The organism is Roseateles albus (assembly GCF_028595345.1).
GTDB lineage: Bacteria > Pseudomonadota > Gammaproteobacteria > Burkholderiales > Burkholderiaceae_C > Paucibacter_A > Paucibacter_A albus.
Genome location: NZ_JAQQXT010000001.1, coordinates 158824 through 171740, shown reverse-complemented (window position 1 = coordinate 171740; position 12917 = coordinate 158824). Strand labels below are relative to the sequence as shown.

9 protein-coding genes are annotated in these 12917 nt (G+C 62.9%); 3 read left to right on the top strand and 6 right to left on the bottom strand.

Going from position 1 to position 12917, the window contains the following annotated elements; all coding sequences use genetic code 11:
• Positions 1-44 precede the first annotated feature (44 nt).
• Entirely contained in the window at positions 45-650 is a 606-nt protein-coding gene (locus PRZ03_RS00735) for an MSMEG_1061 family FMN-dependent PPOX-type flavoprotein (RefSeq protein ID WP_273598563.1), read from the top strand.
• A gap of 76 nt (positions 651-726) precedes the next feature.
• Here the strand turns inward: PRZ03_RS00735 and PRZ03_RS00730 are convergent, their stop codons facing one another.
• The 5 genes from PRZ03_RS00730 to PRZ03_RS00710 all read right to left on the bottom strand — a co-directional run bounded on the left by PRZ03_RS00730 (position 727) and on the right by PRZ03_RS00710 (position 7474).
• Positions 727-1110 carry a sterol desaturase family protein gene (locus tag PRZ03_RS00730; RefSeq protein ID WP_273598971.1) on the bottom strand — a complete coding sequence of 128 codons (384 nt, stop codon included), beginning with the start codon at positions 1108-1110 and terminating at the stop codon, positions 727-729.
• Between the two features lie 20 nt (positions 1111-1130).
• A complete protein-coding gene (locus PRZ03_RS00725; RefSeq protein WP_273598562.1) occupies positions 1131-1553 on the bottom strand; it encodes a sterol desaturase family protein in 423 nt (140 codons plus the stop codon).
• Between the two features lie 98 nt (positions 1554-1651).
• The gene (locus PRZ03_RS00720; protein ID WP_273598561.1) at positions 1652-3574 is read right to left on the bottom strand and encodes an RICIN domain-containing protein; all 1923 of its coding nucleotides are present in this window, start codon (positions 3572-3574) and stop codon (positions 1652-1654) included.
• A 34-nt stretch (positions 3575-3608) separates the two neighbouring features.
• Positions 3609-4442 carry a thioredoxin domain-containing protein gene (locus tag PRZ03_RS00715; protein ID WP_273598560.1) on the bottom strand — a complete coding sequence of 278 codons (834 nt, stop codon included), beginning with the start codon at positions 4440-4442 and terminating at the stop codon, positions 3609-3611.
• 71 nt (positions 4443-4513) lie between these two features.
• Positions 4514-7474 (bottom strand): beta strand repeat-containing protein, encoded by a 2961-nt coding sequence (locus tag PRZ03_RS00710; RefSeq protein ID WP_273598559.1) that lies wholly within the window; start codon positions 7472-7474, stop codon positions 4514-4516.
• A 473-nt stretch (positions 7475-7947) separates the two neighbouring features.
• On the opposite strand from PRZ03_RS00710, the gene PRZ03_RS00705 reads away from it, so the two are divergent.
• Both PRZ03_RS00705 and PRZ03_RS00700 read left to right on the top strand, forming a co-directional pair.
• Positions 7948-8691 carry a response regulator transcription factor gene (locus PRZ03_RS00705; RefSeq protein WP_273598558.1) on the top strand — a complete coding sequence of 248 codons (744 nt, stop codon included), beginning with the start codon at positions 7948-7950 and terminating at the stop codon, positions 8689-8691.
• Positions 8672-9994, top strand: a complete 1323-nt coding sequence (locus PRZ03_RS00700) for a sensor histidine kinase (protein ID WP_273598557.1) — start codon at positions 8672-8674, stop codon at positions 9992-9994. The genes PRZ03_RS00705 and PRZ03_RS00700 overlap by 20 nt, the downstream gene beginning before the upstream one ends.
• A 57-nt stretch (positions 9995-10051) precedes the next feature.
• Here the strand turns inward: PRZ03_RS00700 and PRZ03_RS00695 are convergent, their stop codons facing one another.
• Positions 10052-12817, bottom strand: a complete 2766-nt coding sequence (locus tag PRZ03_RS00695) for an alpha-1,6-glucosidase domain-containing protein (protein ID WP_273598556.1) — start codon at positions 12815-12817, stop codon at positions 10052-10054.
• Positions 12818-12917 lie beyond the last annotated feature (100 nt).

The window sequence follows — 12917 nt, the reverse complement described above, 5'->3', positions numbered from 1 at the left end:
AAGCATGCCCTCAAAATGGTCAACCTCTCACCTCGGATCAAACCATGAAGATTGAAACCAACCAGGATTTGCGTGCCTACTTTGGTGAGCCGCAAGAGCGAGCCTTGAAGAAGGAAATTGCCTTCCTCGACAAGCATTGCCTGGACTTCATTCGCCTATCGCCCTTTCTGATTCTGGCAAGCGCCGACGCCGACTTCAACATGGATGCCTCTCCCAGAGGTGGGCTACCCGGCTTTGTGAAAGTGAACCAAGCCGGCGAGCTTCTCATTCCTGAAGCGCCAGGTAACAAACGCATCGATACCTTGCAGAACGTGCTTGCCACCCGCAAGGCCGGGCTGATCTTCCTCATCCCTGGCTTCAATGAAACCTTGCGCGTCAATGGCGCGGCGAGTTTGTCCTTCGATGCGGCTGATCTGGAGGCATGCAGAGATGAAAAACGACTCCCGCAGGCCGTGATCAAGGTCATCCCGGAGGCAGCCTACCTGCACTGTGCAAAAGCTTTTTTGCGCTCAAAGCTGTGGAAGGCCGAAGCGCAAGTTGACCGGGAACTGCTGCCCACCGCCGCCCAAATGATCAGCGACCAGACCGGCATCCGCGTGCCCTATGAGCCTCGTGAAGCGATGGAGCTGCGCTACCAAGCTGATCTATAGGGCTAGGTTTTAGGCGCTGACCCGGCGCGACCGGGGCAGACGAAGCCAAGCCAGCGATGGCTCAGCAAGGGCTCGCTCATTCCCCTGCCTTACCGCCCGGCGGGCCGACGAGGACTTTCAATCGCTGCCAAACAGACCCGGCTGCCCAAAGGTCACGCGCCAAAGTCAGCCAGGCATGGGTAGCAATGCGCAAGGGGTTGTGGCTCAGCAGCGGCGTGCTCAGGCCGTAGCGGATCTGCACATCGCTGCGCTCCTCCACAAAGCTGCCAAACAGTCGGTCGAAGATGATCAGCACGCCGCCGTAATTGCAGTCCAGGTATTCGGCATTGCTGCCGTGGTGAACGCGGTGATGCGAGGGCGTGTTGAACACCCACTCCAGCCAGCCCAGCTTGGGGATCCAGCTCGCGTGCAGCCAGAATTGATAGAGCAAATTGGTCGCCACCGCAGCAGTAACGGCCAGTGGCGAAAATCCCAGCCAGATCAGCGGCGCGAAGAAGAGCGTCGTGCCGGTGAGTTTGCCCGTCCAGCCAGGCTCAACTCATTGGAGCTGTGGTGAACCGCATGCGTGGCCCAGAACCAGCCCACGCGATGGGCAGCGCGGTGATAGCCGTAGTAACAGAGCTCCTGCCCTATAACGAGCAAAAGGAAGGCGACCGGCCCCGCCAGGCTTATGGTTTGCAGCCTGTTGTCATAGGCCCAGACCAGCAGCGGCGAGGCCAGTGAAAGGCCAAGTGCATCGACGGCGCGGCGGCCACCAAAATCGGCCATGGAGGCCGCATAAGCGCGCCAGTCATAGGGCAGGCGCAGCACGAAGCTGCGCACCACCCCCTCCAGCGTCACGCTGACCAAGACCAGGCCGATCAGGACCAGCAGCCAGGGCAAGGCTTCGGGCACGAGGTCCATGGCTCCCACTTGTTTGCATCGAATACCGCGGTTTGTTGGCGCTTGCGCGGCTCAGTGCCTGGGCCTGCGGCCTCAGTGCGGGTGCATGGCGGCTATCCTCAGGGCATGGGCGTGTGATCCATGCAGGGCGGTTTGGCGAAGGCGTCGATGACGCTGACAATACCCGTCGGGTCGATTGTCGTGATGATCATCATATCGAGGTCCTTGATCAAGTCGGCGATGTAGAACAGCAGTTGTCGTGCCGCCCATTCCCGCGCGATGTGCCGATAGTCGGCCGAATCGCGGGGGTATTTGGCGGCGATCTTGGCCTCGATGTCGGCGCTGGAAATGGACGCCAGATCCTTCTCGGCCAGGTTCAGGAAGTTATTGATGTCATTCGAAAGCAGCACCAGGGCCGTCGCCAGTTCATCGGCCGTCTTGGCTGCCTTGTAGACATCCTTGGCGGCCATCACCCCTATCTTGGCCTCGCCGATCGCGCCCGCCGTGGCGAAGGAGCCGATCATCATGGCCGAGCTGACCACCATATTGCTGATGGTGTTGACGCACTGGTTGGCATTGCTGGCGCAGGCCGCGGCACCACAGTCGGCAATGCCCTTGGCGCAGCGCTGGTTGCAGTTGGTGACGTTGCACTGGTAACCATCGCGTGGCTTCAGGTAGCACAGGCCGGCCTGCATCTCACGGTTGGACTTGCAGGAATTCGCCGCGCTGCCCGCGCCATTTCCATACGAAGATTTGGTAAGCCAGCAGGTGCCAATTCGGTCACTGGTGTAGCCGTCGCGGCAACCGTTCATCGCCCAGGCCCAGCAAGTGCCCAAGGCATCTTTTGCGGTGCAACGGTATCCAGGTTGGTAGGACAGCGACTGGTTGCTCCAGCACACCGGGCCCACGGGGTGGTAGCCGCTGCGGCAGTTGCTGTAGCACAGGGCGCCGTCTTTGTACTGGCCGTCGGCGCAACCGGGCGCAATGCCGATGCCACGGTCGTAGGCAGCGGTCTTGTAGCAAAACGGGGTGCTGCTGATCGAGGTTTCGCGCTGAATCCAGTTCACGATCGTATTGACCTGACCATTGCTCAACTTCTGGCCCGGCACATAGGTTGTGGGCTTGTCGGCCACGGGCACGCCCTGCGGCCAGGTGCTTGCCACGATGCTGCTGGTGCTCCAGTACTGGAACACATTGCCTGCATCGCAGGCCGCGAGCTCGACGCTGGCCCCTTTTTGACTCAGGCACAGGCCACTGGGTGACACGATGCTGGAGTTGCTGCCACGCTTCCACTTTTGATTGGCCGCCGGCGGCACACCCGTCTCGCCGCAGCTGCTTAAGCCGACCGCCGTGCCAGCACCTCCCGATGCCGTCAGGCAATAGCCGTTCAACACGATAGAGCCCTGGTTGGTGAAGCGAAAGTACTCGCTCTTTGCCGCCCCGGCACAGGCCGACACTGTCAACTTGCTGGCTGCCGGCGGCGATGTGAAATCGGTCTGCTGCAAGCAGCCCCGCGTGCTGCTCCTGACCTGCGTCTTGCTGGGGTCGGCCAAGTCGACGGGCAGGGGGTTGGCCAAGGTCCACTTCTGGTTGGCTGCGGTGGCCGAGCACAGCGCGAGTTCGGCGCTCAACACGCCCGGATTCCCGCTGCTGAGGCCTGACTTCACAGTGCCCACCAACTGCCAGGACAAGCACATGGCCGACATCGCCCGGGACTGGCTGAGTTGCAGTTGATTGCCGCCGGGTCGGCTCCAGTAGGTGCTGGCGTTGCCGGTGGACAGCGCTCCGCTGAAACTGACCGTCTTGCTCGCAAACAGATTGCCCTGCAAATAGCGCTTGCCCTCGCCGCCGGCCAGATAGACCGTGCCGTCCGCACCGAAGGCGAAGCGCTGCTCCGCCCCGCCGCAGGAGCTGAGGGCGCCGCTGCTGTCCAGGCATTGGCCGTTGCTGGCAACGAGGTTGTAAGAGGTATCAGCGGCGTGCGCCGACGCCAAGGCGCTGCTTGCCAACAGCGTGATCAAGAAGCGAGAAAACCAATTCATGGTGATGACTCCGGTGAGTGCAATAAGGTGACGATCAAGCGGGGCGCGGCACGCGGCGGATTTCAGCCACCGGCTTGTTTCCCGCCTTGGCTGCCTTGGCCGACTGGGCACGCCGCGCCGCGTCGATCGCTGCAGCGAGTTGCTCGGTGCCTACGGCCCCACGGAACATCACATCGCCGACGACGATGGCCGGCGTGCCCTGGATGCCCAGCCGCTCGGACAGCACGCGTACCTCACCGAGCTGGCGGTTCACTGCCACCACGTCCACCGGTTTGAGGCCGAACTGACGGCTGATGGCCTGCAGGCTGACCGCGTCGATGGACTCGGCGCTCAGCAAGGCCTTGTGCACCTGCTGCGCCGTGGCGCCCTTGCCCGCCGACAAGGCCAGCTGCGCCGCCGCGATCGACTCCGCCCCCAGGATGGGCAGGTGCTTGACCAGCACACGCAGCTGGCCGTCGCGCTGGATCAGCGCCTCGATGCTGGGTGCCAGCTTCTTGCAGTAGCCGCAGTGGTAGTCGATGAACTCGACCAGGGTCACATCGCCTGCAGGGTTGCCCAAGACCGTTGCGTCCGCTTCGTCGTGGATGGCTTTGGCGGAAGCTGCGAGGGCCTTGCGTTCCTGCTGGGCATTGCCAGCCAACTCGCGGCGCTGCAACTCGTCCAGCGCGTCGCGCACCAGCTCGGGCCGGCTCTTGAGCAGCTTGATGACGACTTGCTCGATGGCCTGAGATGATGGGGCAGGCGGGGCTAACTTGGCTGTCTCGCCGGTCTGCGCGATGGCCGCGCCGCCCGGCAGCGCCAAGCTCAGCGCCGCCAGCAAGGGCGCGCTCAGCCTGCGCGCGGCAGGGCTTGTTGAAAGTGAAAGCATGGCAGCTCCTGGCTGGCAAGGGTTGTGCGTGATGGATGGGCCGGCGGCCGGCCCTGAACTTCAACTGAGATTCAGCCGAACTTGCGGCGGCGCCAAGCCAGCAGCCCCAGCCCAGCCAACATCAAGGCATAGGTCTCAGGCTCGGGCACCGGGGCGGCCATCACCCTGATTTCGCCGCTCGTGTAGAGCTGGCTGTAGTCCAGCTGCGTCCCCGCCGCGAGCTTGAAGCCGGTGGCATCGATGTCGGCGAAAGTGCCGGTCAGCGTGCCCCAGTCCAGCAGGTCGAAGCTCTGGCCCTTTTGCGCCACGAAACCGTTCCAGGACGTCAGCTTGAGCGTGCCGTTCAAGCTCAGATTGCCGGCCACGATGTACTTGTCGAAGCTGCTGTTCTTGAACGCCTCATCGCTGCCGCAACGCAAGGTGCAGGCGGTAATGCCGCCAATCTCGGCCAGGTAGGTGCTGCTGTCGCCGAACTCCACATCGCCCTCATCGCTGCCCAGGCCCGGCGATGCGCCCACCGTCAGCGTGCCTTCGAAACGCTTGGCGCCCGCACCGCTGAACTTGGCGCCGGTGCGCTGCTGAACGGTGCCGAAGAAGGTCGCGACCGAGCCGGTTGAAACGCGCAATTCGGCGCCGTTTTGCACATCCACATTGCCGTAGAAGGTGCTGTTGCTATTGCCCGAAAGAATGATCTGGCTGGCAGCGGTACTGAGCATGTCGGCGTAGATCGTCGAGTTGCCGCCGCTCAGCAAGATCTTGCCTTTGTTGGTCAGCAAGCCGCTGTTCAGGCTGCCAAAGCCGTTGATCACCGCGCCGACCTCGTTGCTCATCGCGAAGCCATTGTTGTCAAACGTACCACCTGCCAGTTGGATCTTGCCCATATTCGGCAGCAGGCCTTGGGTCAAGCGCAGGGTCGCGTCGCGGTCGACGGACAAAGTCCCGCGATTGCTGATGCCCCCAGCGGCGAGCGTCAAGATGCCGCCCTTGGCGCTGACAAAGCCCTGGTTGTTGATCGCATTGCCGATCTGGCCCAGGCCCTCGATGCGACCGCTGTTGTCGATCGCCCCACCACTCAGGCTGGCGATGGCCGAAGTCAAGAGAATCTGGCCGCTGTTGGCAAAGCGCTTGTCGACCGACAGCTTGCCGCCCTCGACGATCAGGCTGCCTTGGTTGGCAAAACTGGCGCTGATGACGCCGTTGCCGCTGATCATGCCGCCCGCCTCGTTGACCAGCTTGCTCGTACCGTCAAAAGCACCAATGCTGGCGCCCGCCAAGCTCATCAAGCCCTGGTTATTCAGGTTGCTTGATCGCAGTTGGAGCGCGCCGCCCTTGCCCAAGGTCCAAACGCCGGTATTGATGTTGCTGCCTGGATTTACCAATTCGACATAGTCACCCTGGTCAAACCGGCCACTGTTGATGAATCCCCCCTGACCCAGGTTGGCGCGGATAGCGCCCGAGCCGGTCATGGTGCCGGCGTTGAGCAAGGCGCCGTTCACCGAACCACCGTCCAGCATCAGGCGCCCGTAGTTTTTGATGGTGTTGGCAGCCAAGCTGCTGGCGCGGCCCACTTTTGCTGAGGCATTCGCATCCATTTGGAAATCAATCGCCTGCAGCGCCCCCCCCGCGAAGGTGAGGCTGTCGCCCGAGCCCACACGGATTTGCGCGTCACCCTTGAGGATCTGGCCGGCGCTGAGCACCATGTCATGGCCCAGGAAGTCGCCCGTGGCGTAGTTCGACTTGAAGTTGAGCGTGCCGGAGTCCCAGTTCAATGTCCCGGCAATATTGCCTGTCACCATCTTCAGGGTGCCGCCCTGCAGATTGACGACGCCAAGATCTCCAATCACCAGTTGCCCGACGTCGACAACGCCGCCGCCCAAAACATCCAGCCGACCGGCGCCGGCGGAGCCCACGGTGAGTGCTTGAGCGACGCTCAGTAGAGCGCCCCCGCCCCCCACCGCAGCCGCGAAGCTTGACTCTCCTGCCTCCCCGATATTCATCCAATCTGATACTTGAACCTGGGCGCCATTGGAAACGTTCAAGAGGCCCGCCCGCCCAATGACGACCTTGGTTTTCAACGTTGATCCAAGTCCTGTCGCTTCAAGCACGCCGAAACCTCCGGTGCTTTGTTGCCCGATGAAAAGACTGGAGATTTCGGCAGTGGCGCCCTTGCTGAGTTGCATCAGCCCGTTGCCTTTTGAGCCCAGATAGAAGCCTAGGTCGACCTTGAACAGCGTGCCTGTGTCCTTCACCGTGACGCTGGCATTCTCATTGGGCGTGAAAGAGTCGGTCATATTGATGGTGGCGGTGAACTTGCCACCGCCCGAGACGATCAGTTCGCTGTTGCTGAACGACACGTCGCCACTGCTGAAGCTCGAACCGGCGCCGTCCACCGTCAGCTTTGCAGTCCCCTTCTTGCCAATGAACAACCGCTGGCTGGAGGCGCTGGCGCCGGAGTCGATCAGCAAGGTGCTGCTGCCGACATCGCCAAGGATCAGGTCGGTGCCGACGACAAGGCTGCTGCCCACGCCCTGCACATTGATGGTGCCGCTGCTTGTCGGGAAGGCGCTGCCCAGAGTAAGGTCGGCCGCTGTGCTGAAGCTGCTGCCGGAATTGATCGTCAAGCTGACTTTCGAATTGCCACTGCCGCTGTCACCAATCAAGGCAGAGCCGAGGTTCTTGTAGGCGACCTTGTTGGACAGCGTCAGATCATTTCTCTGGCCAATGCCACCGGTGATGTTCATGCCGGCCGTGCCGCCGTCCCAGGTCTGGTCGCCGTCGATGAATAAGCTCGACGCGCTCCAAACAAGTGTTTGCACCTTGCTGCTATTGTTGACGATGCCGTGGGAGAGCGCCAAGCTGTTGCCTGCGCTCTGTAGCGTGAATGCATTCGCACCCACGTCGAAGGAAATCTTGTCGTAAGACCGGTTGCTCAGCGGGTCATACGTAACCGTCGTGAAGGTCGACGTGCCGAAGTGCAGGTGGTCAAAGCCCATAGGCGTGACGCCCGGGTTCCAGTTCTGCCTGACGCTCATCTTTCCCGGGCCAGACACCGCGCCGCCCTTCCAGATTAAATCGTCCGCATTTGCAAGGCTCGCGCTGCACATCGCTGCAATAGCGAGGCATGTCGGCAGCAAGCGCAGCTTGCGTTCTGCCGTGTGCCGCGACGCTTGTGCTGAATGATGAGGAGTGAGCCATGCTTGCTTGTTCATATCGATTCCCTGGGTTCATTTGTATGGATGGCAGCCCGCTTGTGGGCGTTGCGATTGAAGACGCTTGCTGCAACGCCTGGTGAGCTCGCCGGATTCAGAAGGGCGCGGGGGCAAACTGAGCGTCGATACGCAGCGAAAGCAGTGTCTGCAGTTTTGTCCTCTGCATGTGCGACATAACGCGACGATTCATGACACCGCTGTCGCAATTGCTGCGGCAATGTCACTCGGTAGACGCCTGCGGATGACTTACGATCGCAGCCCCTGCGAACAAGAACTTAGAGCCCCTGCCTTCCCTGATGTCCCAAACCCAAGTGCTGATCGTTGACGACGACGCCGAGTTGGCCAGCATGTTGATGCTGCTGCTGGAGGCTGAAGGCTGGGCCGTGCAGACTGCCCTCAATGCGGCTGAAGCGGAGCGCCGCCTGGGCATGAGCTTGCCCGCCGTGGTGCTGCTGGACGTGATGCTGCCCGATGCCAGCGGCATGGACTTGTGCCGGCGCTGGCGTGCCGCCTACCCCGGCCTTGGCATCTTGATGCTGACCGCACGCGGCGACCCGTTTGACCGGGTGCTGGGCCTGGAACTGGGGGCAGACGACTATCTGGCCAAACCGTTCGAGAAGCGCGAGTTGGTGGCCAGGCTGCGTGCCTTGATCCGGCGGCAGAACCCGCCGGTCGTGGCTGCAGCGGCAAACGAGTTGCATTTCGGCAGCATGAGCGTGCACCTGGAACGCCGTGAAGTGCGTATCGGCGGCGTGGAAATCCCCCTGACCGGCATCGAGTTCAAGCTCTTGCTGGTGTTGGCGAGGGCCCCCGGTCAAGCCGTCTCGCGCCAGCAACTGAGCGACGCGGTGCAGGCCAGCGCCTACCGGCCCCAGGACCGAACGGTGGATGTGCAGGTCGGGCGTTTGCGCCGGCGGCTGGCAGAAGCGCTGCCGGGCCGCGATTGGATCGAGACCGTGCGCGGTGAGGGTTATGCCTTTGTGCCGCGCGGCACGGCTACGGGCAGCGCAGCTGCTATCGATGATCCCGAAACGCCTTGACTCGCTGTTTGTCCGCCTATTGCTGGCACAGGTGTTGCTGGTCGCTTGCGGCTTGCTGCTGCTGGGCGGCTTGCTGGTGGTGGAGCGCAATCAGCTGATGGCGCCGCAGTATGCTGTGCTGATCGCGCCCCAGGTGCTGATCGCCGCGCGTACGCCCTCGATGCCGACGACGCAGGCGCTGCCGGCATACGGCATCAGCGAAGGCCTCCGGCGCCACGAAGCCTTGCCGGCGGGTTTCAAGCTGCGGGTCACCGCCATGCCGGCCGTCGAAGGCTTCATTCAAGAACTGCACAAACAGGGCGTGCAGGTGGACGAGGTCTGGCTGAACCGCAGCGACGGCCACTTCAAGCTGTGGATGCATGTGCAAGTCCCGGGTTCCGAGCCCGTCTGGTTGAGTGGTCATCCACCGGCCATGTTCCCCCGCTGGGCGTCGCGCATGAGCGTTGGCCTGTTGCTGATGAGCTTGGTCGTGGGGCTGCTGAGCCTAAGCTTGGCGCGCAAGGTGACGGGGCCGCTGTCGCAGTTGCGCCGGCGCATGCAGGTGCATGCGCATACTGGCATCCAGGCCGGCGATGCGAGCCACGCGCCACTGCCCCGCCAAGCGCCACCCGAGCTGCTCGAGATTGACCAGGCCTACCGAACCCTGTCCGAACGACTGCAGCGCAATGAGCGCGAGCGGGCACTGCTCTTGGCGGGCGTTTCACATGATTTGCGCAGCCCCCTGAGCCGCATCCGGCTGGCCGCAGAGATGCTGCCCGAGTCGCCCGCGAATGCCGCAGGCGTTGCCTCCATCACGCGCAATGTCGACCATGCCGACCGGCTGACGGCCAGCTTTATGGAGTTCATCCGTGCCGGCGTTGTGGAACTGAATGAAACGGTGGACTTGGCTGCCGCGGCACGCCGGGCGGTGGCCGGCTTTGAGCGCCCTCAGCAGGAGCTGTTTTGCCGCGCACCGCCGACCTTGCTGCTGCACCAGGCGCATGAGCTGCTGCTGGAGCGCCTGATCGTCAACCTGATTGACAACGCGATCAAGCATGGCGGTGTACCGGTCGAGGTCGAAGTCCTGCAGAGCGGCGATACCGCGGTCCTGACCGTCTCTGACGCTGGCCCCGGTCTGCCGGAACAAGGCGCGCAGCAGTTGATGGAAGCCTTTGCGCGCGGCGATGCCAGCCGGGGCTTGCCGGGTTTTGGCCTGGGCCTAGCGATCGCTCAGCAAACCGTGGTTCGCTTGCAGGGCGAGCTCGTGTTCACCCAGAACGGCTCACAACACCAAGTCCAGGCGCGGCTGCCGCTGGCGCGCTAGGCCGCGGCTTTAGCACTCCTATTGCCACCGCATTTCGCCGGACATCAGCGCCGCACATCAGCGCCGCACAAAGACCACCGCGCTGCGCCCGGGCAAAGTGAAGCGGCCGGTGTTCGAATCAAAGTTTGCCTCGGCCGCAATGCGCTTGTCAGCGGCCTTGGCTTGCAGATGCACCGGGTGCAAGACCAAGGGCTTGCCGGCCTGCGAGGGCAAATCGATTTGCTGTGCGGCCGGGTCCGCATTGATGAAGTACAGCAGCTCCTTGAAGCCCGCCCCCGGCCAGCCGCGCCCATCCAGGCTGGCCACCAGCACGCGCGGGTTCTGCGCCGGGCCTGTGTTGTGGAACTTCAGGCGTTGCTTCACCTCTTGGGCGCTGGGCAGGCGAAACAGGCTGGAGCTGGCGCGAATCTTGAGCAAATCGCGAAAAGCGTCACGCGTCCAGGCGATGTCTGCCGGGCTGGGCTTGATCCGCGTGTCTGCCAGCAGCGGCGCCAACAGCGGGTATTGCTCGCCGTTATCCAGCTTGGGCGGCAGGCCGGCGGCGAAGCCGTTGTCGCGGTAAGTCCAGTCAAGGCGATTGAACCAATCGCCCGAGTCATAACTGTTCTTGTCCAGTGACTTGGAACGCAGAATATCGACACCGGCATGGAAGTAGGCGACGCCCTGGCTGAAGGCCGTCAGCGCCAGCCCTAAGACCTGCACGCGGGCGCGCTCGGCCGCCGAGGTCTCCAGCGGCAGCTTCAGCACATTGATGTCAAACAGGGTCTGGTTATCGTGGTTGTCGACGTAATTGACCACTTCGCCGGGCTGGGAGACATAGCCGGCCGGCTGATCGCCATAGGCGATCTCGGCAAGCTTGAGCGTTTTTCCCTGCCAGGTCGGCAGCTCATAGTCACGCAAAGAGCCGGCTAGGCCGACGCGAAGCAGATCGGCTGCCTGCATCAGATCGGCCGACGGACGCTGCGGGCTCTGCTTGGCTAGGGCGTTAGGCGCGTAGACCAGGCCATTCAGCCAGCCTTGGTTCTGAACTACAGCCGCGCCGTTGTCGCCCGCGCTGCCGCCGCGCGCGGCGTCACGACCACGGTCGCTGAAGGTCGCGATGCCGGAGCCGTTCAGCGACAGCTGCGAGGCCTGCACAAAGCGCGCGCCGTTGGCCACCTCGCCAAAATTCCAGCCCTCACCGATCAGTTGCACAGGCCGACCGGCTGCCTGGTTGACCTTCTCTTGCAAGGCCTCCATCACCGCACGCGGCTGGTGCGCCATCAGGTCGAAGCGGAAGGAATCAATCTTGTATTCGCGTGCCCACAGCGCCACCGAGTCCAGCATCAGTTTGGCCATCATCCGATGTTCGGTGGCGGTGTTGTCGCAGCAGGTCGAACGCTCCACTTCGCCGGTCGCATTCAGGCGCTGGTAGTAGCCGGGCACGATACGGTCCAGCACTGATTTTTCATGCTGGCCGGCGGCGGCCGTGTGGTTGTAGACCACGTCCATGCCGACGCGCAGATCGGCGCGGTGCAGCGCCTGCACCATCTCCCGGAACTCGATGATGCGGCGCTCAGCCTTGGCCGCATCGCTGGCATAGCTGCCCTCCGGCGCGCTGTAATGAAAGGGGTCATAGCCCCAGTTGAAGCAATCCTCGGCCGCCACGGCCATCACGGCCGCTTGCTGGCGCGGGCTATCGCCGGGAGCATGGGGCACCAAGGGCTCGCGGCAGCCGGCCTCGGGGATGGTGGCGATATCGAACACCGGCAACAAATGCACATCGGTCAAGCCGGCTTTGGAGAGCGCCCTGAGGTGTCGCATGCCGGCCGAGTCGCTTTGCGTGAAGGCCTGGTATTTGCCGCGCTTGGGCAGTGGCACGCTGGCGTCGCCGATCGAGAAATCACGCACATGCAACTCGTAAATGACCATATCGGTCGAGTCCTTGACGCGCTGCGGCCGCGCTGTGGCGTCCCAGCCCGGCGGCTTCAGAGCGGGGCTTTGCAAATGGGCCACAAAGCTGCGTTTGGAGTCGGTGCTCAGGCCGACCGAATAAGGGTCGGTGACGCGGTTGCGCACGACACCCACGCCGGGCACATAAACGTCCACCAGGTAGTTGTAATACTGACCGCTCAAATCACCTGTTAGCTTCGTTTGCCAAACGCCCGTCTGCGCGTCCAGATTCAGCGCCTCCATGGCCAGCGCCTTGCCGCTGCCGCTGGGGTAGCGGCAGAGCGCGACTTTTTGCGCCGTGGGCGCCCAAAGCTTGAAGCTGGTTTGCACGGCGGGGTGAGCACCCAGATCGTCCACTTGCTCGGCCGCTGCGTACAGATCGTCCAGAGCGCCGGCCGCCTGCAAGCGCGTGTGGGCTTGGATCGTGCCGTCGGCACCTTCCAGCACCAGCCAGACTTGAGAGCGGTGCAAGGCCGGCAATTGGGCCAGATCGGCCGCAGCCACTTGCCAGCGTGGGCCAGGGGCAATGAACTTGAAGCGCTGGGCGAGATCGGCGGGCAGTTCATCGCGACTGGGTTCAAGCAGCAGCGCCTGGTCCGCGCCGGTGACCGCTTGATTCGACCCGACCTGCAAGGCCGCCTGCGCCGAAACATAGAGCTTGGCCCGCGTGCCGGTGCCGATGTTCTCTACTGCGCCAGGCCATTGAATCAGACGCTGGTTCAGCCAATAGGCCTGCGCGGCCAGCGGCACGGCTTCGCGCTGCGGCTGCAGCACGCGGGCAAAGCCAGGCTCGTTGCAAGCATCCAAGGCCTGTGCCGGCATGACGCTCAAGCCAAGCACCAAGCTCACGCTCCACCGAGTCCAGCGGCTTGCCGCCATTATTTTTTGCATGCTCATTTTCTGCCCAAAGCTCGGGTTGGCCGGAATGGCCCACAGAAAATGGTAACAAAACTACTTCATTTTTTCAGTAAAAAAGTTGCAACACCTGTAG

What these genes read in the sequence shown, in the direction of transcription:
- PRZ03_RS00700 (WP_273598557.1), top strand. Translation starts at nt 8,672, where the DNA reads ATGATCCCGAAACGCCTTGACTCGCTGTTTGTCCGCCTATTGCTGGCA.
- PRZ03_RS00725 (WP_273598562.1), bottom strand. Translation starts at nt 1,553, where the DNA reads ATGGACCTCGTGCCCGAAGCCTTGCCCTGGCTGCTGGTCCTGATCGGC.
- PRZ03_RS00710 (WP_273598559.1), bottom strand. Translation starts at nt 7,474, where the DNA reads ATGAGCGTCAGGCAGAACTGGAACCCGGGCGTCACGCCTATGGGCTTT.
- PRZ03_RS00695 (WP_273598556.1), bottom strand. Translation starts at nt 12,817, where the DNA reads ATGCAAAAAATAATGGCGGCAAGCCGCTGGACTCGGTGGAGCGTGAGC.
- PRZ03_RS00720 (WP_273598561.1), bottom strand. Translation starts at nt 3,574, where the DNA reads ATGAATTGGTTTTCTCGCTTCTTGATCACGCTGTTGGCAAGCAGCGCC.
- PRZ03_RS00735 (WP_273598563.1), top strand. Translation starts at nt 45, where the DNA reads ATGAAGATTGAAACCAACCAGGATTTGCGTGCCTACTTTGGTGAGCCG.
- PRZ03_RS00715 (WP_273598560.1), bottom strand. Translation starts at nt 4,442, where the DNA reads ATGCTTTCACTTTCAACAAGCCCTGCCGCGCGCAGGCTGAGCGCGCCC.
- PRZ03_RS00705 (WP_273598558.1), top strand. Translation starts at nt 7,948, where the DNA reads ATGTCCCAAACCCAAGTGCTGATCGTTGACGACGACGCCGAGTTGGCC.